At 57.6% G+C, this 26,490-nt stretch carries 28 protein-coding genes; 18 read left to right on the top strand and 10 right to left on the bottom strand.

Features of this window, described 5'->3' with window-relative positions:
• The first annotated feature begins 165 nt into the window (after positions 1 to 165).
• The 13 genes from cysG (at position 166) to rpoS (ending at position 11,168) form a co-directional block, all read left to right on the top strand.
• Positions 166 to 1,524 carry a siroheme synthase CysG gene (gene cysG / locus DBR02_RS05115; protein WP_107533614.1) on the top strand — a complete coding sequence of 453 codons (1,359 nt, stop codon included), beginning with the start codon at positions 166 to 168 and terminating at the stop codon, positions 1,522 to 1,524.
• A 9-nt stretch (positions 1,525 to 1,533) separates the two neighbouring features.
• Positions 1,534 to 2,442, top strand: coding sequence for a sulfate adenylyltransferase subunit CysD (gene cysD, locus DBR02_RS05110; RefSeq protein ID WP_008499613.1), 909 nt, complete (start codon positions 1,534 to 1,536; stop codon positions 2,440 to 2,442).
• Between the two features lie 9 nt (positions 2,443 to 2,451).
• Positions 2,452 to 3,876, top strand: a complete 1,425-nt coding sequence (gene cysN, locus DBR02_RS05105; protein WP_107533613.1) for a sulfate adenylyltransferase subunit CysN — start codon at positions 2,452 to 2,454, stop codon at positions 3,874 to 3,876.
• Positions 3,876 to 4,481, top strand: coding sequence for an adenylyl-sulfate kinase (cysC, locus tag DBR02_RS05100; RefSeq protein WP_063451890.1), 606 nt, complete (start codon positions 3,876 to 3,878; stop codon positions 4,479 to 4,481). Before cysN ends, cysC begins: the two co-directional genes overlap by 1 nt.
• 58 nt (positions 4,482 to 4,539) lie before the next feature.
• Positions 4,540 to 4,866 (top strand): DUF3561 family protein, encoded by a 327-nt coding sequence (locus DBR02_RS05095; RefSeq protein ID WP_063869363.1) that lies wholly within the window; start codon positions 4,540 to 4,542, stop codon positions 4,864 to 4,866.
• Positions 4,867 to 4,945: 79 nt separating this feature from the next.
• Positions 4,946 to 5,257 (top strand): cell division protein FtsB, encoded by a 312-nt coding sequence (gene ftsB, locus DBR02_RS05090; RefSeq protein ID WP_003862095.1) that lies wholly within the window; start codon positions 4,946 to 4,948, stop codon positions 5,255 to 5,257.
• Positions 5,258 to 5,276: 19 nt separating this feature from the next.
• Complete coding sequence (ispD, locus tag DBR02_RS05085) at positions 5,277 to 5,987, top strand: 2-C-methyl-D-erythritol 4-phosphate cytidylyltransferase (protein ID WP_064909830.1); 711 nt, start codon at positions 5,277 to 5,279, stop codon at positions 5,985 to 5,987.
• Entirely contained in the window at positions 5,987 to 6,466 is a 480-nt protein-coding gene (gene ispF, locus DBR02_RS05080; protein WP_063451887.1) for a 2-C-methyl-D-erythritol 2,4-cyclodiphosphate synthase, read from the top strand. The genes ispD and ispF overlap by 1 nt, the downstream gene beginning before the upstream one ends.
• Positions 6,463 to 7,512: a tRNA pseudouridine(13) synthase TruD gene (gene truD / locus DBR02_RS05075; RefSeq protein WP_107533612.1), complete on the top strand. Its 1,050-nt coding sequence runs from the start codon at positions 6,463 to 6,465 to the stop codon at positions 7,510 to 7,512. Before ispF ends, truD begins: the two co-directional genes overlap by 4 nt.
• On the top strand, positions 7,493 to 8,254 hold the full coding sequence (gene surE, locus DBR02_RS05070) for a 5'/3'-nucleotidase SurE (protein WP_006811764.1): 762 nt from the start codon (positions 7,493 to 7,495) through the stop codon (positions 8,252 to 8,254). Before truD ends, surE begins: the two co-directional genes overlap by 20 nt.
• Positions 8,248 to 8,874, top strand: coding sequence for a protein-L-isoaspartate(D-aspartate) O-methyltransferase (locus DBR02_RS05065; RefSeq protein WP_063451884.1), 627 nt, complete (start codon positions 8,248 to 8,250; stop codon positions 8,872 to 8,874). The genes surE and DBR02_RS05065 overlap by 7 nt, the downstream gene beginning before the upstream one ends.
• Before the next feature lie 116 nt (positions 8,875 to 8,990).
• Positions 8,991 to 10,115, top strand: a complete 1,125-nt coding sequence (gene nlpD, locus DBR02_RS05060; RefSeq protein ID WP_063869369.1) for a murein hydrolase activator NlpD — start codon at positions 8,991 to 8,993, stop codon at positions 10,113 to 10,115.
• 60 nt (positions 10,116 to 10,175) lie between these two features.
• Complete coding sequence (gene rpoS, locus DBR02_RS05055; protein ID WP_022649182.1) at positions 10,176 to 11,168, top strand: RNA polymerase sigma factor RpoS; 993 nt, start codon at positions 10,176 to 10,178, stop codon at positions 11,166 to 11,168.
• Between the two features lie 51 nt (positions 11,169 to 11,219).
• On the opposite strand, the gene DBR02_RS05050 is transcribed toward rpoS, so the two are convergent.
• Positions 11,220 to 11,597, bottom strand: coding sequence for a DUF4440 domain-containing protein (locus tag DBR02_RS05050; RefSeq protein WP_107533611.1), 378 nt, complete (start codon positions 11,595 to 11,597; stop codon positions 11,220 to 11,222).
• Positions 11,594 to 12,796 (bottom strand): MFS transporter, encoded by a 1,203-nt coding sequence (locus DBR02_RS05045; protein ID WP_107533610.1) that lies wholly within the window; start codon positions 12,794 to 12,796, stop codon positions 11,594 to 11,596. The genes DBR02_RS05050 and DBR02_RS05045 overlap by 4 nt, the downstream gene beginning before the upstream one ends.
• Before the next feature lie 109 nt (positions 12,797 to 12,905).
• On the opposite strand from DBR02_RS05045, the gene DBR02_RS05040 reads away from it, so the two are divergent.
• A complete protein-coding gene (locus tag DBR02_RS05040) occupies positions 12,906 to 13,793 on the top strand; it encodes a LysR family transcriptional regulator (RefSeq protein WP_107533609.1) in 888 nt (295 codons plus the stop codon).
• Here DBR02_RS05040 and DBR02_RS05035 read toward each other — a convergent pair.
• A complete protein-coding gene (locus tag DBR02_RS05035; protein WP_063451879.1) occupies positions 13,790 to 14,197 on the bottom strand; it encodes a MarR family winged helix-turn-helix transcriptional regulator in 408 nt (135 codons plus the stop codon). The two genes, DBR02_RS05040 and DBR02_RS05035, sit on opposite strands and share 4 nt — an antisense overlap.
• A 172-nt stretch (positions 14,198 to 14,369) precedes the next feature.
• Between DBR02_RS05035 and DBR02_RS05030 the strand changes: the two genes are divergently transcribed.
• Genes DBR02_RS05030 through DBR02_RS05020 form a run of 3 tightly spaced genes read left to right on the top strand, consistent with a single transcriptional unit; the run spans position 14,370 to position 16,621 of the window.
• A complete protein-coding gene (locus DBR02_RS05030) occupies positions 14,370 to 14,972 on the top strand; it encodes a non-oxidative hydroxyarylic acid decarboxylases subunit B (protein ID WP_107533608.1) in 603 nt (200 codons plus the stop codon).
• Positions 14,962 to 16,389: a non-oxidative hydroxyarylic acid decarboxylases subunit C gene (locus tag DBR02_RS05025; protein WP_063451877.1), complete on the top strand. Its 1,428-nt coding sequence runs from the start codon at positions 14,962 to 14,964 to the stop codon at positions 16,387 to 16,389. Before DBR02_RS05030 ends, DBR02_RS05025 begins: the two co-directional genes overlap by 11 nt.
• 10 nt (positions 16,390 to 16,399) lie before the next feature.
• On the top strand, positions 16,400 to 16,621 hold the full coding sequence (locus DBR02_RS05020; protein ID WP_033146398.1) for a non-oxidative hydroxyarylic acid decarboxylases subunit D: 222 nt from the start codon (positions 16,400 to 16,402) through the stop codon (positions 16,619 to 16,621).
• A 141-nt stretch (positions 16,622 to 16,762) separates the two neighbouring features.
• On the opposite strand, the gene mutS is transcribed toward DBR02_RS05020, so the two are convergent.
• Together mutS and DBR02_RS05005 are read right to left on the bottom strand one after the other, a co-directional pair.
• Positions 16,763 to 19,324: a DNA mismatch repair protein MutS gene (gene mutS, locus DBR02_RS05010; RefSeq protein ID WP_107533607.1), complete on the bottom strand. Its 2,562-nt coding sequence runs from the start codon at positions 19,322 to 19,324 to the stop codon at positions 16,763 to 16,765.
• Positions 19,325 to 19,437: 113 nt separating this feature from the next.
• Positions 19,438 to 19,668 (bottom strand): SymE family type I addiction module toxin, encoded by a 231-nt coding sequence (locus tag DBR02_RS05005; RefSeq protein WP_063869382.1) that lies wholly within the window; start codon positions 19,666 to 19,668, stop codon positions 19,438 to 19,440.
• A 174-nt stretch (positions 19,669 to 19,842) separates the two neighbouring features.
• On the opposite strand from DBR02_RS05005, the gene DBR02_RS05000 reads away from it, so the two are divergent.
• Complete coding sequence (locus DBR02_RS05000; protein ID WP_173937206.1) at positions 19,843 to 20,187, top strand: nitrous oxide-stimulated promoter family protein; 345 nt, start codon at positions 19,843 to 19,845, stop codon at positions 20,185 to 20,187.
• Positions 20,188 to 20,192: 5 nt separating this feature from the next.
• Here DBR02_RS05000 and DBR02_RS04995 read toward each other — a convergent pair whose 3' ends face one another.
• The 5 genes from DBR02_RS04995 to flhA form a co-directional block, all read right to left on the bottom strand.
• Complete coding sequence (locus tag DBR02_RS04995; RefSeq protein ID WP_107535618.1) at positions 20,193 to 21,413, bottom strand: MDR family MFS transporter; 1,221 nt, start codon at positions 21,411 to 21,413, stop codon at positions 20,193 to 20,195.
• Between the two features lie 15 nt (positions 21,414 to 21,428).
• Positions 21,429 to 22,190, bottom strand: a complete 762-nt coding sequence (locus tag DBR02_RS04990; RefSeq protein ID WP_102750418.1) for an ABC transporter ATP-binding protein — start codon at positions 22,188 to 22,190, stop codon at positions 21,429 to 21,431.
• Positions 22,190 to 23,227: a FecCD family ABC transporter permease gene (locus DBR02_RS04985; RefSeq protein ID WP_107533605.1), complete on the bottom strand. Its 1,038-nt coding sequence runs from the start codon at positions 23,225 to 23,227 to the stop codon at positions 22,190 to 22,192. The genes DBR02_RS04990 and DBR02_RS04985 overlap by 1 nt, the downstream gene beginning before the upstream one ends.
• Complete coding sequence (locus DBR02_RS04980) at positions 23,227 to 24,225, bottom strand: ABC transporter substrate-binding protein (protein ID WP_107533604.1); 999 nt, start codon at positions 24,223 to 24,225, stop codon at positions 23,227 to 23,229. Before DBR02_RS04980 ends, DBR02_RS04985 begins: the two co-directional genes overlap by 1 nt.
• A 150-nt stretch (positions 24,226 to 24,375) precedes the next feature.
• Positions 24,376 to 26,448, bottom strand: a complete 2,073-nt coding sequence (flhA, locus tag DBR02_RS04975; protein ID WP_107533603.1) for a formate hydrogenlyase transcriptional activator FlhA — start codon at positions 26,446 to 26,448, stop codon at positions 24,376 to 24,378.
• Between the last annotated feature and the right edge of the window lie 42 nt (positions 26,449 to 26,490).

Genomic DNA, 26,490 nt, shown 5'->3' with positions numbered 1-26,490 from the left:
AATTGCTCTTAAATGCCCGAAATTTCGCGTGTTAAGCACTTTTTGATATTTGCTTTTCCACGGCGTTATTCCATTGAGTAACTACTCATTCCAATTCGTAATTTCATTCGATCTAAGCCGCCCCCTATAGTCCCCTTATTCCTTGTTGTTAGCGAGTTGTTGCCTGTGGACTATCTCCCCCTTTTTGCCGCCCTGAAAGACCGACCGGTACTGGTTGTCGGGACGGGTGAAATTGCCGATCGCAAAATCGCGTTTTTGCAGCGCGCAGGGGCGCAGGTGCAGGTCGTAGAAGAGGCGGATTTTGAAGCGTCACAGATAGACAGCGTGGTGCTGGTCATTGCGGCAACCGAAGATCGGGCGCTCAATCGCCGCATCTCCGACGCCGCCCAGGCCCGTCACCGTCTGGTTAACGTGGTAGACGACCAGCCGCTGTGTTCATTTATCTTCCCGTCGATTGTTGATCGCTCGCCGCTGCTGGTGGCGATCTCCTCCGGCGGTACCGCACCGGTGCTGGCGCGCGTGCTGCGGGAAAAAATCGAAGCGCTGCTGCCAACCAGCCTCGGACGCATGGCGGAGAAAGCCAGCTACTGGCGCAGCCACCTGAAAACCCGTCTCACCAGCGTGGCGGAACGCCGCCGCTTCTGGGAGCGCGTTTTTCGCGGACGCTTTGCCAGCCTGATGCATGCCGGCAACGAGAAGGCGGCGCAGCAAGTCCTCGAGGACGAGCTGGATAACCCCGGCAGTACGGGCGGGGAGATCATTCTGGTGGGCGCCGGGCCGGGCGATGCCGGGCTGCTGACGCTGCGTGGCCTCCAGGTGCTTCAGGATGCGGACGTGGTGTTCTACGACCACCTGGTCACCGACGGCATCCGCGAGCTGATCCGCCGGGACGCGGAGCAAATTTGCGTCGGCAAACGCGCCGGCGAGCACTCCGTGCCGCAGCACGACACTAACCAGATGCTGATTGCCGCCGCGAAAGCGGGCAAGACCGTGGTGCGCCTGAAAGGGGGTGACCCGTTTATCTTCGGACGTGGTGGCGAAGAATTGCAGGCGGCAGCCGAAGCGGGCGTTCCGTTTCAGGTGGTCCCCGGCATTACGGCGGCATCTGCCGTCACCGCCTATGCCGGTATTCCGCTAACCCATCGCGATTACGCCCAGAGCGTAACCTTCGTGACCGGGCACTATAAAGCCGACAGCACGCCGTTTGACTGGTCGCATCTGGCCCAGAGTCGACAAACGCTGGCGATTTATATGGGCACGATGAAGGCGGCAGACATCAGCGAACAGCTTATTCAGCACGGTCGCGATGCGACGACGCCGGTAGCCGTGATTTCCCGCGGAACACGCGTCGATCAGCACGTCGCTATCGGCACATTACAAGACCTTGCAACCCTGGCGAAAGATGCCCCGATGCCCGCCCTGATCGTGGTGGGAGAAGTGGTGCAGCTGCACAGCACGCTCGCCTGGTTCCAGCACACAACCGACACAGAAGGCTTCGGGTCTTCTGTTATCAATTTGGCTTAAGGAACGGTTATGGACCAAAAACGACTGACTCACCTGCGGCAGCTTGAAGCGGAAAGTATCCATATTATCCGCGAAGTGGCCGCAGAGTTTTCTAACCCGGTGATGATGTATTCCATCGGTAAAGATTCCAGCGTCATGCTGCACCTGGCGCGTAAAGCGTTTTATCCGGGCACGCTGCCGTTCCCGCTGCTGCACGTGGATACCGGCTGGAAATTCCGCGAGATGTACGAGTTCCGCGACCGTACCGCCAAAGCCTACGGCTGCGAGCTGCTGGTGCACAAAAACCCGGAAGGGGTGGCGATGGGCATTAACCCGTTCGTGCACGGCAGCGCCAAGCATACCGACATCATGAAAACCGAAGGGCTGAAGCAGGCGCTGAATAAATACGGTTTCGACGCGGCCTTCGGCGGCGCGCGCCGCGACGAGGAGAAATCCCGCGCCAAGGAGCGAATCTACTCCTTCCGCGACCGCTTCCACCGCTGGGACCCGAAAAACCAGCGCCCGGAGCTGTGGCACAACTACAACGGCCAGATCAACAAGGGCGAAAGCATTCGCGTCTTCCCGCTCTCCAACTGGACCGAGCTGGATATCTGGCAGTACATCTATCTGGAAAATATTGAAATCGTTCCGCTGTATCTGGCCGCCGAGCGCCCGGTGCTGGAGCGCGACGGCATGCTGATGATGATCGACGACGATCGTATTGATTTACAGCCGGGCGAAGTGATCAAGAAACAGATGGTCCGTTTCCGTACTCTCGGCTGCTGGCCGTTGACCGGCGCGGTGGAATCGAACGCGCAGACGCTGCCGGAGATCATCGAGGAGATGCTGGTGTCGACCACCAGTGAGCGACAGGGCCGCGTGATTGACCGCGACCAGGCAGGCTCCATGGAGCTGAAGAAACGTCAGGGTTATTTCTAAGGAGCCGCCATGAACACGACTATTGCCCAACAAATTGCCGATGAAGGCGGCGTGGAAGCTTATCTGCGCGCCCAACAGTATAAAAGCCTGCTGCGTTTCCTGACCTGCGGCAGCGTTGATGACGGGAAAAGTACCCTGATTGGTCGTCTGCTGCACGACACGCGCCAGATTTACGAAGATCAGCTCTCTTCCCTGCACAACGACAGTAAACGTCATGGTACCCAGGGCGAAAAACTCGATCTGGCGCTGCTGGTGGACGGCTTGCAGGCGGAGCGTGAGCAGGGCATCACCATTGATGTGGCCTATCGCTACTTCTCCACCGAGAAGCGCAAGTTTATTATCGCCGACACCCCGGGGCACGAACAGTACACCCGCAACATGGCAACCGGCGCCTCCACCTGCGACCTGGCGATCCTGCTGATCGACGCCCGCAAAGGCGTGCTGGATCAGACCCGTCGTCACAGCTTTATCTCTACGCTGCTGGGGATCAAACACCTGGTGGTGGCGGTCAATAAAATGGACCTGGTGGACTATAGCGAAGCGCGATTCGACGAGATCCGCCAGAGCTACCTGACCTTTGCAGAACAGCTGCCGGGCAACCTGGATATTCGCTTCGTGCCGCTCTCGGCGCTGGAAGGGGATAACGTCGCCTCTCAGAGCGCGAAGATGCCGTGGTACAGCGGCCCAACGCTGCTGGAAGTGCTGGAAACCGTTGAAATTCAGCGCGTGGTTGAGACCCAGCCGATGCGCTTCCCGGTGCAGTACGTTAACCGCCCGAATCTCGATTTCCGCGGCTTCTCGGGCACCATTGCGTCCGGCTCCGTCAACGTGGGCCAGCGCGTGAAGGTGCTGCCGTCCGGCGTGGAATCGTCCATTGCCCGTATTGTTACCTTTGATGGCGATCTGGACGAAGCCGGGGCAGGTGAAGCGGTGACGCTGGTACTGAAAGACGAGATTGATATCAGCCGTGGCGATCTGCTGGTTGACGCGCAGGAAACGCTGGCGGCGGTGCAGGGCGCGTCCGTGGACGTGGTGTGGATGGCGGAACAGCCGCTGACCGCAGGCCAGAGCTACGATATGAAAATTGCCGGGAAGAAAACCCGTGCCCGCGTGGACGGCATTCAGTTCCAGGTGGACATCAACAACCTGACCCACCGTGACGTGAGCGAGCTGCCGTTGAACGGTATTGGCCTGGTGGACCTGACCTTCGACGAGCCGCTGGTGCTGGATCCGTATCAGCAGAACCCGGTGACGGGCGGGCTGATCTTCATCGACCGACTGACGAACGTCACCGTCGGTGCCGGGATGGTGCGCGAGCCAAACGCGCAGGCTGCCGTGGCCTCTGAGTTTAGCGCGTTTGAGCTGGAGCTGAACGCGCTGGTGCGTAAGCACTTCCCGCACTGGGGCGCACGCGATCTGCTGGGAGGCAAGTAATGGCTGCCCATGATGAGAACGTCGTCTGGCATCCTCATCCGGTCACCGTCGCCCAGCGCGAACAGCTCCACGGTCACCGTGGGGTTGTGCTGTGGTTTACCGGGCTGTCTGGCTCCGGTAAATCCACGGTGGCAGGCGCCCTGGAAGAGGCGTTGCATCAGCAGGGAGTAAGCACCTATCTGCTGGATGGCGACAACGTGCGTCACGGCCTGTGCAGTGATTTGGGGTTCAGCGATGACGACCGCAAAGAGAATATTCGTCGGGTGGGAGAGGTCGCCAGCCTGATGGCGGATGCCGGGCTGGTGGTGCTGACGGCGTTTATCTCGCCGCACCGCGCTGAACGTCAGATGGTGCGTGAGCGCGTGGGGCAGAATCGCTTCATTGAGGTGTTTGTGGATACGCCGCTTGAGATCTGCGAAGCGCGCGATCCAAAAGGACTGTACAAAAAAGCCCGCGCGGGAGAGCTGCGAAACTTCACCGGGATTGACGCGGTTTACGAAGCGCCTGAATCCCCTGAGATTCATCTGGAAGGCCAACAATTGGTAACAAATTTAGTAAGCCAATTATTAGACCTGCTCAGACGGGACGATATTATCAGATCCTGAGACGGTATCGTTCGGGAGCTGTCTTCCCGAGCGATGAGTCACGGTCACAGGATTAGCTATGCGCAACAGTGAAAACTACATTATTACCACCGGGTCGGAACCGTTAACGACCGACGACGAGACGACCTGGTCCTTTCCTGGGGCGATTGTCGGCTTCGTGTCGTGGTTACTGGCGCTGGGTATCCCGTTTTTGATCTACGGTGGAAACACACTCTTCTTCTTCCTCTATACCTGGCCTTTCTTCCTCGCGCTGATGCCCGTTGCGGTGGTTGTCGGCGTTGCGCTGCACTCCCTTTTCAACGGCAAGCTCCTGTATAGTACCCTCATCACTATTGCCACCGTTGTGGTCATCTTTGGTCTGCTGTTTTTATGGCTGATGGGCTAACTTACGGCATAATTAAAACCCCGCAGTAGAGTCCAGCGGAAAGTTATGGGATGATGATGCCGTTTTTTCAGGGGGCAGGATGGGTAAACTAACGCTGCTGTTGCTGGCTTTGCTGGTCTGGCTGCAATATTCGCTGTGGTTCGGCAAAAACGGACTGCACGACTACAGCCGGGTGAGCGATGACGTCGCGGCACAGCAGGCGACAAACGCCAAACTTAAAGCGCGTAACGATCAACTTTTTGCTGAAATTGATGACCTCAATGGCGGCCAGGAGGCGATTGAGGAGCGCGCACGCAATGAACTCAGTATGACTAAGCCGGGCGAAACGTTTTATCGTCTGGTTCCGGATGCGTCTAAACGCAATCAGGGCTCCGCACAAAACAATCGATAATCAGGCCCAGGATTACGACATGGCAGCAACTTTTTCGGACGTCTGTGCCGTGGTGCCGGCCGCAGGTTTTGGCCGGCGCATGCAGACAGAGTGTCCCAAGCAGTACCTCTCAATTGGTGATAAAACGATCCTCGAGCACGCCGTGGCGGCGCTGCTGGCGCATCCTCGGGTGACGCGCGTTGTGATTGCCATCAGCCCCGGCGATGCGCGTTTTGCGCAGCTTCCGCTGGCAAATCATCCTCAGATTACCGTTGTTGACGGCGGCGCCGAGCGGGCCGACTCCGTTCTGGCGGGCATTCAGGCTGCCGGACACGCGCAGTGGGTGCTGGTGCACGATGCCGCGCGTCCCTGCCTGCATCACGACGATCTGTCGCGTCTGCTGGCCCTGAGTGAAACCAGTAAAGTGGGCGGTATTCTGGCCGCGCCGGTGCGTGACACCATGAAGCGCGCCGAACCGGGTAAACCGGCGATTGCGCACACCGTTGAGCGCGTTGATTTATGGCACGCGCTGACGCCACAATTTTTCCCCCGCGAATTACTCCACGACTGCTTAACGCGTGCGCTTAAAGAAGGTGCGACCATTACGGACGAAGCCTCGGCGCTGGAGTATTGCGGTTTTCACCCCACGCTTGTTGAAGGGCGCGCTGATAATATAAAAGTGACGCGCCCGGAAGACTTACAGCTCGCGGAATTTTATCTTACCCGTACGACCTCTCAGGAGAAGGCATAATGCGTATTGGACACGGTTTTGATGTACACGCCTTTGGCGGCGTTGGCCCAATTATCATTGGCGGCGTGCGTATTCCTTACGAAAAAGGCCTGCTGGCGCACTCTGACGGCGACGTGGCGCTGCACGCGCTGACCGACGCGCTGTTGGGTGCCGCCGCGCTGGGCGACATCGGCAAACTGTTCCCGGACACCGATCCTGCTTTTAAGGGCGCGGACAGCCGCGAGCTGCTGCGCGAAGCGTGGCGCCGCATTCAGGCCAGAGGCTACACCCTCGGCAACGTTGACGTGACGATCATTGCTCAGGCGCCGAAGATGCTGCCGCATATCCCGCAGATGCGCGTGTTTATTGCCGAAGATCTGGGCTGCCATATGGACGACGTCAACGTCAAAGCCACCACCACGGAGAAGCTGGGCTTTACCGGCCGTGGCGAAGGCATTGCCTGTGAGGCCGTGGCGCTGCTGGTGAAGGCGGCCAAATGACGGATTTCGATAATCTGACGTATCTGCACGGTAAGCCGCAGGGCAATGGGCTGCTGAAGGCCAACCCTGAAGATTTCGTGGTGGTGGAAGATCTCGGCTTTGAGCCGGACGGCGAAGGCGAGCACATTCTGGTGCGCATCCTGAAAAACGGCTGCAACACCCGCTTCGTGGCGGACGCGCTGGCAAAATTCCTCAACATTCACGCCCGCGAGGTGAGCTTCGCCGGGCAGAAAGATAAGCACGCCGTGACCGAGCAGTGGCTTTGCGCCCGCGTGCCCGGCAATGCGATGCCTGATTTAAGCAAATTTGAGCTTGAAGGCTGTAAGGTGCTGGAGTACGCCCGCCACAAGCGCAAGCTGCGTCTGGGCGCACTGAAAGGCAATGCCTTTACCCTGGTACTGCGCGAAGTGACCGACCGCGAAGACGTTGAAAAACGCCTGAAGGCCATTAACGAACGCGGCGTGCCGAACTATTTCGGCGCGCAGCGCTTTGGGATCGGCGGCAGCAACCTGCTGGGCGCGCTGCGCTGGGCGCAAAGCGATGCACCGGTGCGCGATCGTAATAAACGCAGTTTTTGGTTGTCGGCGGCCCGCAGCACGTTGTTTAATCAGATAGTGAGCGAACGGCTGAAAAAACCGGACGCGAATCAAGTTGTTGTCGGCGATGCGCTACAATTAGCGGGACGCGGAAGCTGGTTTGTGGCAACGGCCGAAGAGATGGCCGATGTCCAGTCGCGCGTGGACGCTAAAGCGCTGATGATCACCGCCGCCTTGCCGGGCTCAGGCGACTGGGGAACCCAGGGCGAGGCGCGGGTTTTTGAGGAGTCAGCGGTGGCGGATGCGCCGGAATTACAATCATTGCTGGTGCGGGAAAAGGTCGAGGCGGCACGCCGTGCGATGCTCCTCTACCCGCAACAGCTGAGCTGGAACTGGTGGGATGACGTAACCGTCGAGTTACGCTTCTGGCTGCCGGCAGGTAGCTTTGCCACCAGTGTTGTCAGGGAACTTATCAACACGTCGGGTGATTATGCGAATATTGCTGAGTAACGATGACGGGATCCATGCGCCAGGTATTCAGACGCTGGCGAAACACCTCCGTGAATTTGCGGATGTGCAGGTCGTGGCTCCCGATCGTAACCGCAGCGGCGCGTCTAACTCATTGACGCTGGAGTCTTCACTACGCACCTTTACCTTTGAGAATGGCGATATTGCCGTTCAGATGGGGACGCCGACCGACTGCGTGTTTCTGGGCGTGAACGCGCTGATGCGCCCGCGACCGGACGTTGTGGTCTCCGGCATCAATGCGGGGCCAAATCTTGGCGATGATGTGATTTACTCCGGTACCGTGGCCGCGGCGATGGAAGGGCGTCACCTGGGGTTCCCGGCGCTGGCGGTCTCGTTAAACGGTCACACCCACTACGACACTGCCGCCGCGGTGACCTGCTCTCTTCTGCGTGCGCTTGGCCGCGAGCCGCTGCGTACCGGACGTATCCTCAATATTAACGTGCCGGATCTCCCGCTGGACGAGATTAAAGGGATCCGCGTGACGCGCTGCGGCAGTCGCCATCCCGCCGATCAGGTTATTCCCCAGCAGGATCCGCGCGGCAATACCCTGTACTGGATCGGCCCGCCGGGAGATAAATGCGATGCGGGGCCAGACACCGACTTCGCTGCGGTGGATGAGGGATACGTTTCCGTTACGCCGTTGCACGTGGATTTAACCGCTTATAGCGCGCATGATGTAGTGTCGGACTGGTTAGATCGGGTCGGAGTGAACGCGCAATGGTAAGTAAACGTGTACAAACTCTTCTGGAACAATTACGCGCTCAGGGGATCGCCAGCGAGCAGGTGCTGGATGCGCTCGCTCAGGTTCCCCGTGAGAAGTTTGTAGATGAGGCGTTTGAACACAAAGCGTGGGAAAACGTGGCGCTGCCCATTGGGCAAGGCCAGACGATTTCGCAGCCCTACATGGTGGCGCGGATGACGGAGCTTCTGGAGTTAACGCCAGAATCCCGGGTGCTGGAAATTGGCACCGGTTCAGGGTATCAAACCGCGATCCTGGCCCACCTTGTGCACCATGTCTGTTCGGTGGAACGGATTAAAGGGTTACAGTGGCAGGCGCGCCGTCGCCTGAAACAGCTTGATTTACATAATGTATCGACACGCCACGGTGATGGATGGCAGGGTTGGCAGGCTCGCGCCCCGTTTGACGCCATCATCGTCACGGCAGCGCCACCTGAAATCCCCGCTGCACTTCTTTCGCAGCTGGACGAGGGCGGCATTCTGGTTTTGCCCGTCGGAGATGAGCAGCAGCTTCTGAAGCGCGTTCGTCGACGCGGCGGCGAGTATATTATCGATACCGTGGAAGCCGTGCGCTTTGTGCCCCTGGTTAAGGGTGAGCTGGCCTGAGACTCGGATTTTTCCAGGGTTATTAAGGCAAATTCAGCGTATGGTGTGGCGCGATAGGTTCGTGCCATCACGGTTATTTTTAAGTCACTGGTAGTTAACACATTCCTGGGGGATAAATGAGCGCGGGAAGCCCAAAATTCACCATCAGCCGTGTTGCGGCATTATCACTGGTTTCGCTCTGGCTGGCAGGCTGTTCAAATTCGAATAACGCGCCTGCGCCCGTCAGTTCCGTGAATGGAACCAGCGGCTCGGGTAACACGTCCAGCGGAATGTTGATCACGCCTCCGCCTAAAATGGGCACCTCAACGGCGCAGCAAACTCCGCAGATCCAGCCGGTTCAGCGTCCAGTTACGCAGCCTACGCAGATTCAGCCAGTCGATCAGCCTGTTCAGACCGAAAATGGCCGCATAGTGTATAACCGCAAGTATGGGAACATTCCGAAAGGTAGCTATACCGGCGGCAGCACCTATACCGTGAAGCGCGGCGACACGCTGTTCTATATCGCCTGGATCACCGGGAACGATTTCCGCGATCTGGCACAGCGAAACAACGTCCAGGCCCCGTATGCTCTGGAAGTTGGGCAAACGCTTCAGGTTGGCAACGCGACGGGGACACCGCTTACGCCAGGCAACACCGTTTCGGCTGCCGACGTCACCGCGCAAAATAACAGCGTTACCCCTGCACAAAAAACCACCACGACGGTTGCTTCCCAACCTGTAATTACGTATTCTGAGGATTCAGGTGATCAGAGTGCTAACAAAATGTTGCCGAATAATAAAGGTACTGCGACTGTTGTCACAGCACCGACTACGGCACCTGTGGTTAGCTCTACTGTACCGACTGCAAGCAGTCAGAATGCCAGCTCGTCAATCAATACCTGGCGCTGGCCAACTGACGGCAAGATTATCGAGAACTTTGCAACCTCTGAGGGGGGGAACAAAGGGATCGATATCGCAGGCAGTAAAGGACAGGCAATCATCGCGACCGCAGACGGACGCGTTGTCTATGCCGGTAACGCACTGCGCGGTTACGGTAATCTTATTATCATCAAACATAATGATGATTACCTGAGTGCCTACGCCCATAACGACACGATGCTGGTCCGGGAACAACAAGAAGTTAAGGCGGGGCAAAAAATCGCTACCATGGGTAGCACCGGAACCAGTTCTACACGCTTGCATTTTGAAATTCGTTACAAGGGGAAATCCGTAAACCCGCTGCAATATTTACCGCAGCGATAAATTGACGGGGCATGCCAGCCAGGGTGTCTCGTCCAGGGATCACGGGTAGGAGCCACCTTTATGAGTCAGAATACGCTGAAAGTTCATGATTTAAATGAAGACGCGGAATTTGATGAGAACGGATCAGAGGCTTTTGACGAAAAAGCCTTAGTAGAAGAGGAACCCAGTGATAACGATTTGGCTGAAGAAGAGCTGTTATCGCAGGGTGCCACACAGCGTGTGCTGGACGCGACTCAGCTTTACCTTGGGGAGATTGGTTACTCCCCACTGCTAACGGCCGAAGAAGAAGTCTATTTCGCACGTCGTGCTTTGCGTGGTGATGTTGCCTCGCGTCGTCGCATGATCGAAAGTAACCTGCGACTGGTCGTGAAAATTGCCCGCCGTTACGGCAATCGTGGTCTGGCTCTGCTGGATCTGATTGAAGAGGGCAACTTAGGTCTCATCCGCGCAGTTGAGAAGTTTGACCCGGAACGCGGGTTCCGTTTCTCAACCTACGCGACCTGGTGGATTCGTCAGACCATCGAACGGGCTATTATGAACCAGACCCGTACGATTCGACTGCCGATTCACATCGTCAAAGAGTTGAATGTTTATCTGCGTACCGCGCGCGAGTTGTCCCATAAGCTGGACCACGAGCCAAGTGCGGAAGAGATTGCAGAGCAACTCGACAAACCGGTTGATGACGTAAGCCGTATGCTGCGTCTCAACGAGCGCATTACCTCGGTTGACACCCCGCTGGGTGGCGACTCCGAAAAAGCGCTGCTGGACATCCTGGCCGATGAAAAAGACAACGGCCCGGAAGACACCACGCAGGACGATGACATGAAACAGAGCATCGTTAAATGGCTGTTCGAACTGAACGCCAAACAGCGTGAAGTGCTGGCACGTCGTTTCGGTTTACTGGGGTATGAAGCTGCGACACTGGAAGACGTCGGCCGTGAGATTGGCCTGACCCGTGAACGTGTTCGTCAGATTCAGGTTGAAGGTCTGCGCCGCTTGCGTGAAATCCTGCAAGGGCAAGGTCTGAATATCGAAGCGCTGTTCCGCGAGTAAGCAACCATTCGTCAGAAAAAGGCCCGTCGTGAGACGGGCCTTTTTTATGCCTTACGATTGCGCCGTTTCGTGCAGCAAACGCCAGCTGATGGTATCGCCTTCCTGATTGAGCACCGCGGTTGACCAGCGCACGTTAACGGGCTGGCCTGGCCGGGTTTGCGTCTCCCGGTAATGAAGCACCGCGCCGTTGTCCCACGTCTGTAGCGTCCTTAACGCATCAATGCCGATCCTGAGCCCAGGCCGGGCTCCACGCTGCGCGTTTAAAAATTGAGCAAGGGTGTGATGGTCTAAAGGTGTGCCACCTGGCGTGACCATAAGAAAGTCCGGGTGGAAACGGGTGAGCAGGGCATCGGGATCGCCTTTGCCTTCACCTAACCAGTTTTCAAGTGCGACGTGGATGTCGAGGATCTCTTGTTCGAAATGCGTCATGGTTGCTCCTGTTGCAGATGCGCAAGCAGCTGCGCGTTGTTAAGACGACAGACGTACAGTATGGGCAGCAGGGTGATGGCTGCGGCAAAAATAAACATCCCGTGCCAGGCGGCCAGCGGCGCGATATTCGCCTGCATGGTGCTCAGCACCTGGGCCAGCAGCAGCGCGCCCATAAAAAAGCTCAGCTGACGATTCAGATTCCACAGCGCGCTGGCATCTGGCATATCTTCCCGCCGCACCGTCAAAAACGCGCTGCTCTGAGCCGTGCTGCTACACAGGCTTCCCCCGGCTCCCATCAGCGCAAACGCAACGGCAGGTAACAGCATTGCCGAGGTGACGTTAATTAAAAGCAGAATGCCCGCCGCCTGCAAAAGGCAACCGATGACCACCAGCGGCCGGGGGCCGATACGGTTGAAATAGCGTCCTGTCGCGGTGATAGCCAAAAATGAGGCCACAGACCACGGCAGCATAAGCATCCCCGTTGCGGCGGGTGTCATATTGGCCTCGTTCTGGAGGTAATACATGCCCGTTACGTTTACGCCAATAAAGATGCCGGGTACGCACACGTAGATGAGCATGGATAAGCGCAAAAGCGGATCCGCCAGCAAAGACAGATTTACTCTCCTGGTGGTTTTTATCGGTGACACTTCTGTTTTAAGCCACGCGCAGGCCAAAACAAAGGTAACGATGGCGACGGGCAGGGTGGCAAAAAATATCCAGCGCCAGCTTAATGTCTGAACCAGCATGCCGCCCACAGCCGGTGAGCAGGCGGGGGCAAGCAGTGCGACCAGCATCACCGCTGAGGAGAGTCTGGCCCGCTCGTGAGGCTTAAACTGTTGCCAGGTCAGCGCCTGGCCAACCGGGATCAGTAAACCGCCTCCGGCCCCCTGCGCTACTCGCCATGCAATCAGACTTTCCAGCGAAGAGGAGAGGCCCGCCGCAACGGAAGCCGCGCTAAAGAGGGCCAGCGAGAGCAGGATAACGCGCTTCGGCCCGACGCGGCGCGTCAGGATGCTGCTGAAAGGGATGACTAACGTCAGCCCGGCAATGTATCCGTTACTGACCCAGGCAAGCGCAGATGGCGTGGTATTAAACGCGTGGGCCATCGCCGGAAAGGCGACGCTGGCAATAAACATGTTTATCAAATCAAGGAAAAAGCCGAGCAGAAAGACAACGGCGATTTTGCTGCGATACGTCATGGAAGTTCCTCCGGTGAGGTGGCGTATCGTATCGGCCCCGGCGTTACGGATAAACGCGACAAAGCACGATATACTGTCAACATTATTTTGACAGTAAGCCAGGCAAGCGATGCTTAATCTACAGCGAACGGCGATGTTTATCGCCGTAGCGGACACCGGCAGTTTCACCGCCGCGGCGGAGGCGATGGGGCTGACAAAAGCGGTGGTCAGTTTCCATATTCGTCAGCTTGAAGAGGAGCTGGGTGTAACTCTGCTGCTGCGATCCACCCGTCGCCTGACGCTGACCGAGGCAGGAAGGCTTTTTCATCAGCGAAGCGTGATGCTGTTAAGGGATGCCGAGCGATTGCAGGATGACGTTCGCGCCAACCATGCCGGGCTGACGGGAGAACTGCGGATCACTACCACGCCCGAGTATGGCTCGCAGGTTGTGGTGCCGTTGCTGGCTGAATTTAGCCAGCAGCATCCGGACCTTCGCGTGCGGCATGTCTCGTCCTCTGTGCATGCCGATCTTATCGCGGAGCGCTTCGATGTCGCTATTCGGCTGGGTACGCTTGCCGATTCGCGCTATCACGCCGCATTGATTACCACCTTCACCATCCTGCCCGTTGCAACGCCAGGCTGGCTGGCAAACCATCCGGTTGAATCGCTGGAGCAGCTGGCAGATGCTGACTGGATTATTCACGAGCGTTTAACTTCGCCGCTGCGCTGGCAGGTGAAAGGCGTTGATAGACATCCGGTGTCCTTTGAGATCAAAAAAGCACCGCGCCTGTATGCAGACAGTGCCCAGGCGCTGATGGCTTTTGCCCTCGCCGGATGTGGGGTGGCGCTGTTGCCGGAGTGGCTGGTGCGAAACGCACTGGAGGCGGGGGATCTGGTCTCGCTGTTACCGGCGTATACGTTTGCTCAGCAGGGCATTTATGCCGTCTATCCCGATGCCCAGCATGTGCCAGCAAAAGTGCGCACGTTTATTGATTTCATGCGCGTCAGGGCTGGTTAATCGTGCATCATCTTTATGATGAGCGCTACAAATTGCTCTCGTTCTGCGTCGTTAAGGCGCCCTAAAAACGCCTCATCCACCTTATTTCCAATCGGTTTACTGCTTCCCAGCAGGGCCTCACCTTCAGCCGTCAGGAAGACAAAGCGACGGCGCTTGTCCGCAGGATCGTGCTCGCGCCTGACCAGACCGCGTGATTCCATACGGCTCAGCATTTCCGCCAGCGTCGCTTTGGTGCTCACCGCGACGTCAGTCAGTGCAACCTGCTCTATGCCAGGATTTTCAGCTATCGACCGCATCACCGCATATTGTGGCTTGGTCAGCTCGGGCAAAGCGTGCTGCCACTGGGCGGTATGCTGTTGAAAAAGCTGGCGTAGCAGGTGAAAAGCTTCTTGTCTTAACTCCATGAACACTCCGACGGAAAAATACTCCTTCTATGATAGCCGCTCTCGGCCTGAATTTTAACGCGAGAGTTTTTAGCGATAAGTGTGATCGTGTACGAACGATCTTGTCAGGCGCAGGATCCAGGAGTAGTTTACTTAATATGTTCGTATACGAACAAATTTATTGAGGTGCTGAATGAGACTGATTGTAGGAATGACGGGCGCGACGGGTGCGCCATTAGGCGTGGCGCTGTTGCAGGCGCTGCGGGAAATGCCTGATGTGGAAACGCATCTGGTGATGTCGAAGTGGGCAAAAACCACGATTGAGCTGGAAACCCCCTTCACCGCGCATGACGTTGCCGCACTGGCGGATGTCGTTCATAGCCCTGCCGATCAGGCTGCCACCATCTCCTCCGGCTCGTTTCGCACCGACGGCATGATCGTCATCCCGTGCAGCATGAAAACGCTGGCGGGTATCCGCGCGGGCTACGCCGAAGGGCTGGTGGGGCGTGCGGCAGACGTGGTGCTGAAAGAGGGGCGCAAGCTGGTGCTCGTCCCTCGTGAAACGCCGCTCAGCACTATTCATCTTGAGAACATGCTTGCCCTTTCACGTATGGGCGTGGCGATGGTGCCGCCTATGCCTGCGTACTACAACCACCCGCAAACCGCCGATGACATCACCCAGCATATCGTGACCCGGGTGCTCGATCAGTTTGGTCTGGAGCATAAAAAAGCCCGACGCTGGAAGGGTTTGCAGGCAGCGAAACATTTTTCACAGGAGAATAACGATGGCATTTGATGATTTGAGAAGCTTCTTGCAGGCGCTCGATGAGCAAGGGCAGCTGCTGAAAATTGAGGAAGAGGTTAACGCGGAGCCGGATCTGGCGGCGGCCGCCAACGCTACCGGGCGCATTGGCGATGGCGCGCCTGCGCTGTGGTTCGATAATATCCGCGGCTTCACCGATGCCCGCGTGGTGATGAACACCATCGGCTCGTGGCAAAACCACGCCATTTCGATGGGGCTGCCGGCGAATACCCCGGTGAAAAAACAGATCGACGAGTTTATTCGTCGCTGGGACAAATTTCCGGTCGCGCCAGAGCGTCGTGCAAACCCGGCCTGGGCGGAGAATACGGTTGACGGAGAAGACATCAACCTGTTCGACATTCTGCCGCTGTTCCGCCTGAACGACGGCGACGGGGGTTTTTATCTTGATAAGGCGTGCGTTGTCTCGCGCGATCCGCTCGACCCCGATCACTTCGGCAAGCAGAACGTCGGTATTTATCGAATGGAAGTGAAGGGCAAGCGTAAGCTCGGCCTGCAACCGGTGCCGATGCATGATATCGCGCTGCATCTGCATAAGGCCGAAGAGCGCGGCGAAGATCTGCCCATTGCGATTACGTTGGGTAACGATCCGATCATCACCCTGATGGGCGCCACGCCGCTGAAATACGATCAGTCCGAATATGAGATGGCCGGCGCGCTACGCGAAAGCCCATATCCGATTGCGACGGCCCCGCTGACCGGTTTCGATGTGCCGTGGGGGTCGGAAGTGATCCTGGAAGGGGTGATTGAAGGCCGGAAACGCGAGATTGAAGGGCCATTCGGCGAGTTTACCGGGCACTACTCCGGTGGACGCAACATGACGGTCGTGCGCATCGATAAAGTGTCTTACCGTACTAAACCCATTTTCGAATCTCTCTACCTGGGGATGCCGTGGACCGAAATTGATTATCTGATGGGGCCCGCCACCTGCGTGCCGCTTTATCAGCAGCTGAAGGCAGAATTCCCGGAGGTGCAGGCGGTTAACGCCATGTACACACACGGCCTGCTGGCGATTATCTCCACCAAAAAACGGTACGGCGGTTTTGCTCGTGCGGTCGGGCTCCGCGCCATGACCACGCCGCACGGCCTGGGCTACGTGAAGATGGTGATTATGGTGGATGAGGACGTCGATCCGTTTAACCTGCCGCAGGTAATGTGGGCGCTGTCATCGAAGGTCAATCCCGCGGGCGATCTGGTACAGCTACCGAATATGTCTGTGCTGGAGCTTGACCCCGGCTCCAGCCCGGCGGGGATCACTGACAAGCTGATCATTGATGCCACCACGCCTGTCGCCCCGGACAACCGTGGCCACTACAGCCAGCCGGTACAGGATCTCCCTGAAACCAAAGCCTGGGCCGAAAAACTGACCGCGATGCTGGCGGCACGTCAATAAGGAGGAAAAAATGATTTGTCCACGTTGTGCCGATGAACATATTGAGGTGATGGCAACATCACCGGTGAAAGGTGTCTGGACGGTATACCAGTGTCAGCACTGTCTGTATACCTGGCGCAATACCGAACCGCTACGCCGGACCAGCCGTGAACACTATCCTGAAGCATTCCGTATGACGCAGAAGGATATTGACGAGGCACCGCAGGTGCCGACGATCCCGCCTCTGCTGTAAGGGAAAAGCCCGGTGGCGCCAGGCTTACCGGGCGATAATATTGTGCGGTCTTCTGCCCGGTGGCGCTGCGCTTACCGGGCCTACGGGTTTTGTAGGCCGGGTAAGGCGAAGCCGCCACCCGGCAAAACAGACCGCAGAGAACTAAACCAGACTCTTCAGCCGATAAATCCACTCCAGCGCCTGACGCGGCGTCAGCGAGTCCGGATCCAGGTTTTCCAGCGCTTCCACGGCCGGAGACGTCTCTTCCGGGGCCGCCAGCAGCGACATCTGCGTGCCATCTATCTGCGTGGCTGCCGCATTCGGTGACAAACTTTCCAGCTCACGCAATTTCTGACGCGCGCGCTTAATCACCTCCTTCGGCACGCCCGCCAGCGCGGCGACGGCCAGGCCATAACTCTTGCTTGCCGCGCCGTCCTGCACCGTGTGCATAAAGGCGATGGTATCGCCGTGCTCAAGCGCATCAAGATGGACGTTAGCCACGCCTTCCATTTTCTCTGGCAGCTGTGTCAGTTCAAAATAGTGAGTCGCGAACAGCGTCAGCGCCTTGATTTTATTTGCCAGACTTTCCGCACACGCCCAGGCCAGAGACAGGCCGTCATAGGTGGACGTACCGCGTCCCACTTCATCCATCAACACCAGACTGTTCTCTGTTGCGTTATGCAGAATGTTGGCGGTTTCGGTCATCTCGACCATAAAGGTAGAGCGACCGCTCGCCAGATCGTCCGCCGCACCCACGCGTGTGAAGATTCGGTCGACAGGACCAATCTCAACCTTCTGCGCAGGAACGTAGCTGCCAATATAGGCGAGCAGCGCGATGAGGGCTGTCTGGCGCATATAGGTACTTTTACCGCCCATGTTAGGGCCGGTAATGATCAGCATTCTTCGCTGCGGTGACAGGTTCAACGGGTTGGCAATAAATGGCTCGTTCAGCACCTGCTCAACCACCGGGTGTCGGCCTTCGGTAATGCGAATGCCGGGTTTGTCAGTGAAGGCTGGGCAGGTGTAATTCAGCGTCTCGGCGCGCTCGGCCAGATTTACCAGCACATCCAGCTCGGCCAGCGCGGCGGCGCTCTGTTGCAGGTCAGCCAGGTGCGGCATCAGGATATCGAACAGCTCGTCATAAAGCTGTTTTTCCAGCGCCAGCGCTTTACCTTTCGACGTGAGAACTTTGTCCTCGTACTCTTTCAGCTCGGGGATAATATAGCGCTCGGCGTTTTTCAGCGTCTGGCGGCGAACGTAGTGAATCGGTGCCAGGTGGCTCTGGCCACGACTGATCTGGATATAGTAACCGTGTACGGCGTTGTAGCCGACTTTCAGAGTATCGAGCCCCAGACGTTCACGCTCGCGGATTTCCAGCTTATCCAGATAATCCGTCGCGCCATCGGCCAGCGCGCGCCATTCGTCCAGCTCTTCGTTGTAACCCGGGGCAATGACGCCGCCATCGCGCACCAGAACAGGTGGCGCATCAATGATGGCGCGTTCCAGCAGCTCGCGAAGCTCGTTAAATTCGCCCATTGTTTCGCGGAGCTTTTGCACCGGCGCGCTGTCGACTTCTTCCAGCTGAGCGCGCAGTTCCGGCAACTGCTGGAAAGCGTGACGCATACGGGCGAGATCGCGTGGACGCGCGGTGCGCAATGCCAGACGTGCAAGGATTCGCTCAAGATCACCCACCTGACGCAGTACCGGCTGCAACTCGGTGTAACGATCCTGCAATGCGGCAATGGTTTGCTGGCGGCCAATGAGCGTTTCGGTATTGCGAATCGGCATATGCAGCCAGCGTTTAAGCATACGGCTGCCCATTGGGGTAACCGTGCTGTCGAGCACCGACGCCAGCGTGTTTTCAATGCCGCCAGCGAGGTTTTGTGTGATCTCCAGGTTGCGGCGCGTGGCGGCATCCATGATGATGCTGTCCTGCTGACGCTCCATGGTAATGGAACGGATATGGGGCAGGGCGGTACGCTGCGTATCCTTCACGTACTGCAACAGGCAGCCTGCTGCACACAGCCCACGCGGTGCATTTTCCACGCCAAAGCCAATCAAATCGCGCGTGCCAAATTGCAGGTTCAGCTGCTGGCGCGCGGTATCAATTTCGAACTCCCACAGTGGACGACGGCGCAGGCCGCGGCGGCCTTCGATCAGCGCCATTTCGGCGAAATCCTCTGCGTAGAGCAGTTCTGCCGGATTGGTGCGCTGTAGCTCGGCCGCCATGGTTTCACGGTCAGCCGGTTCACTCAGGCGAAAACGACCGGAGCTGATGTCCAGCGTGGCGTAGCCAAACCCTTTACCGTCCTGCCAGATGGCCGCCAGCAGGTTATCCTGGCGCTCCTGAAGCAGGGCTTCATCGCTGATGGTTCCCGGCGTGACGATGCGCACGACCTTGCGCTCAACGGGGCCTTTCGACGTTGCCGGGTCGCCAATTTGTTCGCAGATGGCGACAGACTCGCCCTGGTTCACCAGTTTCGCCAGATAGTTTTCAACCGCGTGATGCGGGATGCCCGCCATCGGGATCGGCTCACCTGCCGATGCGCCACGTTTCGTCAGGGAAATGTCGAGCAGCTGAGACGCACGTTTCGCATCGTCATAAAAAAGCTCATAAAAATCGCCCATACGGTAAAACAGCAGAATTTCTGGATGCTGTGCTTTCAGCTTCAGATACTGCTGCATCATCGGCGTATGTGCGTCGAAATTGTCGATTGTGCTCATGGAGTTATGATATCCATTTCTTTGAAAATATTACGCTTTGAGCGGCTCAATGGCCGATTGTTCCTTCTATTGTCGCATGAAAAAAAGGTGCGGCGCAGAAAAAAGTCACGACTTTACGAGGCTTCTTCCGCCATCAATTCAATGACGATTTTCCCGTGCTCGACGCCCACCCGAACCTGAGAGTTGGTGGTAAACCCCGCCTTTTCAAGCCAGTCCCCTTTCAGGCTCAGCGCGGCGTGTACGCTGTAGCGTTTTGGGATTTTCGTTTTACGATCTTCATGGCGTTTTCTGAAGTAACCCACTTTTAAGTGACGATAGGGTTTGGCGATCGCGATCTGCTGCATAGGCTCTCCGGTGAACAGGGCAAAGGTGGTACTTCATGCCTGTATAAAATACCAGTAAAAAGCAGCGGGGGGACGGGTAATTCTGGAAGGACGCTTCAGAAATTGGAATGCAATGACTGAAAATGCGCAGATAAAAAGGTATTATAAATGCACTTTATTGGTGAGGACGACGTCATGTCCGGTAAACGAATTTCACGCGAAAAAAAGACGATCGACAGAATGATCGCGCTGTATGAACGCCAGTGTCCTGAGGCTTCAAGGGAAGAAGGACATTATCAGGCGCTGAAGGCGTATGCCGATAAGCGACTGGATAAATGCGTGTTCGGTGAGGAAAAGCCCGCCTGCAAACAGTGCCCTGTACACTGCTATCAGCCCGCCAGACGGGAAGAGATGAAGCAGGTGATGCGCTGGGCAGGGCCACGAATGTTATGGCGTCATCCGATTCTGACTATCCGTCATCTGATCGACGATCGCCGTCCGGTGCCGGAATTACCGGAAAAGTATCGGCCCAAAAAATAATTGACTCAGCGCTGCAATGGGCGACAAATCACGCTCAGGGCGACGGCGCTACACAGCGGAAATACCGCCAGCAGCAGCCAGGGGTAAATGGCTTGCGTTGAGGGCACCAGCGCCTTGTCCAGCAGACTGCCTAACCCTAAATTCCCCGCCAGCACCGCAACGCCGCCGGCGGTGGAGAGCGCGCCATAGTGCGCCCCAAGCGTCGACTCCTCGGCAAAATATGGGATCAAATCTTTTGCCGACGGCACCAGCAACATCTGTCCGAGCGTTAACAGCGTGACGAGGCTTGCGGAGGGCAGCAGGCGCAGCCAGCCTTCCGGTGGCTCAGTCGCCGCAAAGAGCGCCACGCTGGCAAACGAGGCGGAGAGCAGCAAAAAGCCCACCGGTAAAATCCTCACCGCGCCCACTTTTCGGGCGAAGCGGGCGAGGGGCAATTGCAGAACGATAATCAGCACTGAGGCCAGCATAAACAGCGGTCCCAGGTCTTTCTCGCTGCCACCGGCGCGCTGGATCTCCACCGGCAGCGCCAGATAAAGCTGGTTATAGCTTAACAGCCATGAGCTGTAGGCAATGATAAAGGCGACGAAACGCGGCTGACGGAACGTCGTCCACCAGGGCAGAATTTTCAGCGGCTTCGAGCTGTGGGGCGCCGCAGGCAGGCAGAAAAAGAGCACCACCAGCGCAACGATAAATATCCCTGCGCCAGCGAGCGCAACCTGGCGAAAACCCAGCCCCGTCAGCAGGGCACCCATCACCGGGCCGAGTACGGCGCCGAGTTCACCGCACACCGCAAACAGCGCAAACCACTCCGCACGGCTGCGTTTACCCGTTGCCTCACTTTGCGTTCCCGCTTTTGCCAGCAGGGCTTCTATTGACGGTGAGAACAGCGCGCCGCCAATGCCCGTCAGACAGGCCCCCAGAATGATGGGCCACAGCGATTGCCCAAAGGCCAGCAGCAGATAACCCGCCACGCGGACAATGCAGCCGCTGAGGATCACGCTCTTCGCGCCAAACCGGTCTGAAAGCGCGCCGCCGACAATAAACATTCCTTGCTGGGAGAAGGTGCGCAGCCCCAGCACCAGCCCGATCAGCCCGCCGGAGAGCAGCATATCGTCACGTAAGAAGATCGCCAGGAAGGGAACGACCGCGTAAAAGCCGATATTAAACACAAATTGGCTGCCCAGCAGAACGGGCGGCCAGAGGGTGGTAGCAGGGCGAAGAGGCATCATTTCAACTTGTCCCTACACGATAAAATGAATGTGCTTTTTGCCGTGGTACGGCGAGATCTCGATTCTGGTTTTCACTCTGAATACGTCCCAGAGGAGTTCCTCGGATAAAATGGCCTGCGGGGTTCCGGTCGCTACAATCTGCCCTTGCTGCATCACGATCAGCGAATCGCAGAACATGGACGCGTGATTAAGATCGTGAATGGCGACGATGCTGGTCACCGGCAGCTCGCTGATGAGCTGCATGAGCTGCATCTGGTGATGAATGTCCAGGTGATTGGTCGGTTCATCCAGCAGGATCTCGGTAGGCGTTTGCGCCAGGGCGCGGGCGATATGTACCCGCTGACGCTCGCCGCCGGACAAGCTCAGCCAGCCCTGTTCGCTGCGATCCAGCATATCCACGCGTTGCAGGGCGGCGGTGACGGTTTCGTCATCCTGCGCGCTCCAGTTCGAGAAGGGGGAGTGGTGCGGAATACGCCCCAGTTTGACCACGTCACGCACGCGCATATTGGCGTCGGTCATTCCGTGCTGTTCAACAAACGCCACGCGGCGCGCCAGCTGCTTTTTGGCGATGCGGGCAATGTCCTGTCCGTCGAGCGTTACGCATCCGGCATCCGGGCGACGCAGGCCCGCCAGAATGCGCAACAGCGAGGATTTACCGCAGCCGTTAGGGCCAAGCAGACCCACCGTTTCGCCCTGGGAAACCTTCAGCGAAACATTATTCACGATAACCTTTTTACCTACCTTCCAGGTGATATTGTCGGCGCAGATGCTCATCATTTATTCCTTGAGCGGTAGATAATCACGGCGAAGAACGGTACGCCCACCAGCGCGGTAACGACGCCAACCGGCAGGCTTTGCGGGGCAATCAACATCCGCGAGGCGATGTCGGCCAGCACCATCAGGATCGCCCCCGCCAGCGCGCTGGCTATCAGCAGCGTGCGGTGTAGCGGCCCGAATAGGAAACGCATAACGTGCGGCACGACCAGCCCCACAAAACCAATCGAGCCCGCCATACTGACAATGGTCGCGGTGATCAGGGCCGTGGTGGTGAACAAGGCCAGGCGCACCCATGGCACGGCAATGCCCAGCGAGGCGGCGGCATCATCACCAAAGGTAAAGGCGTCCAGCGCGCGGGAGTAGTAAAGACAGACGGCAAGCCCCACCAGCACGACCACCAGCGCCAGCTGAAACTCAGGCCAGCGTACGCCGCTAAAGCTGCCCAGCAGCCAGAACATCACGTCGCGCGCCTGCTGTGCGCTGGCAGAGGTGCTGATGGTATAGGCGGTGATGGCGTTAAACAGCTGAGAGGCCGCCACGCCCGCCAGTATGGTACGTTCATTGCCGCCGCGCGCGCCGTTCGTCAGAAAGGCGACAAACGCAAAGGCGGCGAACGCCCCGGCAAAGGCACCCGCAGAAAGGGACACCGCGCCGGTGCCGAGACCCAACACGACGACCGAGACTGCGCCCGTTGACGCCCCCGCCGACACGCCGAGCACGTAAGGTTCCGCCAGCGCATTCTTCAACAGGCTTTGCAGCACGGCGCCGCAAATGGCTAACCCGGCGCCGCAGCACGCCGCCACCAGCGCCCGGCTGAGGCGAAAGTCCCAGATCACGCTCTCATAGATGCGGTTGAGCGGAACGTCGGTCAGCCCCAGCTTATTGCTGATGGCGTAGAACACGTTGTTCAGCGGGATAGACAGCTCGCCGAGGCTCACGCCAAAGGCGATCGCCAGAAACAGCAGCACGAACGCGAGCAGGCACGACGCGGTCAGGAATACGCCCTGACGCATCTGAAGTACGGCGGTGGTCATCAGTTCAGTCCCAGTTTTCTGAGCTGTTCGCCGACCTGTTCAGCACCGTAAAGCGTGCGGATCGTCGGGTTCATGGCCTGACCATCCATTATCACGATATGACCTTTCTTCACCGCGTCGAGCTGGCTGACGGCAGGATCGCTTTTCAGGAATTTGATTTTTTCTTCGGCGTTATCCAGTGCCCAGCGGTTGCGATCCAGGCTTGAAACCACAATCACGTCCGGATTGGCGGCAATAATGCTTTCCCAGCCCACGGTCGGCCATTCGGTTTCAGAAGTAATGGCGTTATGGCCGCCCAGCACGTTGGCAATAAAGCCGGAAGCACTGTTTTTACCGCCTACATAGGCGTCAGCCGAAGGCGAGGAGCTTGAGAACCAGAAAACAAAGGAGAGGTCTTTTTTGTTTTTGCCAAATTCCTGGCGCAGGTCTGCTTCACGTTTTTTGAAATCGGCGATAACGGCCTGGCCGCGCGCTTCGACGTTGAAAATTTTAGCGAAATCTTCGATCTCTTTATAAAGGTAGGTCATGTCCCACAGCATCTGACGGCTGCCGTACATGTCGCCCGCTGCTTTTTTGGTGGCGCACATGCCCGGCGACAGGTAGCTGTTTACCCCCACGGTCGCCAGATCTTCTCGTTTGGCAACCTTGCTTTCCGGTCCGAGCAGCAGCGGCAGCTGAGCAGGTACGAAGTCGGGGTTTTGCGAAAGGATGGATTCAAGGGTCGGGATTTCTACCGTCAGGGTGTTGATTTTGGCATTCTGCTCCGCCAGCTGCGGCAAGACTTTGGTCGGCCAGAACGCGCTGGCTTTCACCTTATCTTCCAGACCCAGCAGCAACAAAATCTCAACGGTATTCTGACCCAGGGCAACGACGCGCTCGGGCGCTTTGGTGAATGTCTCTTTATACCCGCAGTTTTCTATCGTGAGCGGGTAGGTGGTAGCCAGAGCTGTACTCATTGATGCAACCGCCAGGCCTAACGCACAGAGAACCTTTTTCATTAAACGCTACCCTTCATTAAAATTATGTTGATGCAAATGAAACGCATTATTAAGGCGGAATTTTATACAGAGGAAAATATATTGTGTCAATGTGGAACAATTACGCAGAGTAATGAAAGGCGGCGCCATGAACGGCGCCGGAATGACGGGTTAAATCAGGCTCTCTTTATCAATTCCCAGACGCTTCATGCGCGAGAGCAGGGTGGTGCGCTTCAGCCCCAGCCGCTGCGCCGCGCCTTTCGGTCCGGCCACCACGCCGTTGGTCTCTTTCAGTACGCGCAAAATCAGCTGATATTCATCTTCGCCTTCCTGCGCGACTTCTGCCGAAAGCGTGGAGGCTTCCTGATGGGTGACCTCAGGCAAAGAGAGCTGAAGGACGTTCCCGCGCGTCAGCAGTACCGCGCGCTCAATGACGTTTTCCAGCTCGCGCACGTTCCCCGGCCACTCCATCGCCGAAAGGGTACGTAGCGTTTCGGCAGGAATACTGTCGATATTCCGCCCCATCCGGCGGGCAATCTTCGCGGTAAAGGCCTTCACCAGCAGGGGGATATCTTCCGGGCGCTCGCGCAGCGGCGGCAGGCAAATCGGGAAGACGTTCAGGCGATAGTAAAGATCGCTGCGAAACTCGCGGTCGGCGACCATCTTTTTCAGATCGCGGTTGGTGGCGGCAATCAGACGCACGTCGGTCTGGATCAGCTTATTGCTGCCGAGACGCTCAAACTCCTGCTCCTGCAAAACGCGCAGCAGCTTAGGCTGAAGCTCCAGCGGCATATCGCCCACTTCGTCGAGGAACAAAGAGCTTTTATCCGCCAGCTCAAAACGGCCCAGCCGCTGGCTGCTGGCGCCGGTAAAGGCGCCGCGCTCGTGGCCGAACAGATCGCTTTCCAGCAAGCCAGCTGGCATCGCCGCGCAGTTCATCTTCACCATCCGGCGGCTGTTGCGGTTACTCAGGTTGTGGATCGCCCGGGCAATCAGCTCTTTCCCGGTGCCGGTTTCACCGAGGATCAGCACCGTGCTGTCGCTCTGGGCCACCATCTCCACCTGCTTAAGCACGCTGTACATGGCATCGCTGCGCCCGATGATTTCGCCAAACTCGCTGTCCACGTTGTTGAGCTGCTCGGTCAGCGCCAGGTTTTCGTCCACCAGCCGCTCTTTCAGGCGGTGGATCTCCTGATAGGCGAGGGCGTTATCCAGCGCGATGGAGATACGCTCGGCGATCTGGCGCAGCAGCTTCAGGTTGGCGGTGGTGAATACGGCTTCATCGCACTGCGCCAGTTTGAGCACGCCGAGCATGGTGTTGCCGGACATCAGCGGCAGCAGGCACAGGGTCTGGATCTTGTTGCCCCAGGTGTTAAACAGCATCCGCTCGTAGGGCGCTACCGGATCCTGCTCGCTCAGGTTCAACAGCAGGATCTCTTTGCTTTTAAATACCCGTTCAGACAAGGTTCCCGCTTCGTCCACCTCGCTCTGCTCGTGCGCCGGGTTAGCTTCATCAAGGTAGTGGGTGGAGTAGATGTTCAGCTTGCCTTTCCGGTTCCCGCGCAGCGCGATGCTGATGGCGTCGATCCTGAAATAGTGATGGATCTCTTTGGCGACTTCGCTCACCAGCTCGTCCATATCGAGACGCGAGAGTACGGCATTGGTGATGGCGACCAGAATGCGGAAGTTATCGCGCTCGCGGCTCAGCAGGTCGTAATCCACGTTATTGGTGACGCGGCTTTGGATCTGCTCTGCCACGACGGACACAATCTGCGTGAAGGTATGCAACCGCTCGTACTCCGCCTCGGTCCAGGGCTGGTCGGTAGTGCGGATAAACTCGCAGCCGCCAAAAATTTGCCCCTCCACCGCCAGCGGCAGCATGCTGTAGTGGCCGAACGGATGATAAAGGTTGCTCTCTGCCAGCTTCGGCCAGGCCTGGCGAAACTGGTCAAAATTGCAGTGCAGGGCTTCCGGGCGGGAGAGAATACGCCGCACCGGGCCGTGGGCCAGAAACGTTTCATCTTCATATTCGAAGATTTTGCCGTTATCACGCGTTGAGAAATAGCTCGCGCGGTGGGTTGCGCTATGCCAGAGCACAATGGCGGCGCTGTCCGCCAGCGCTGACTGCCTGACCAGCCGGGTCAGGGCATCGCTCAATGCGCCAAGGTCGGGCTGTTGTAAAAGTATGCGCGTGATGTCAAACAGGCCCTGCTGTCCAAGATCGCTCATCGGTGTATACGGCATTATTGCTTTCCAATAGAAACTGGCAAAAAAAACGTCAGCGCT

The organism is Enterobacter cloacae complex sp., from assembly GCF_900322725.1.
GTDB lineage: Bacteria > Pseudomonadota > Gammaproteobacteria > Enterobacterales > Enterobacteriaceae > Enterobacter > Enterobacter quasihormaechei.
This window is presented reverse-complemented; position numbering and strand designations above follow the sequence as displayed.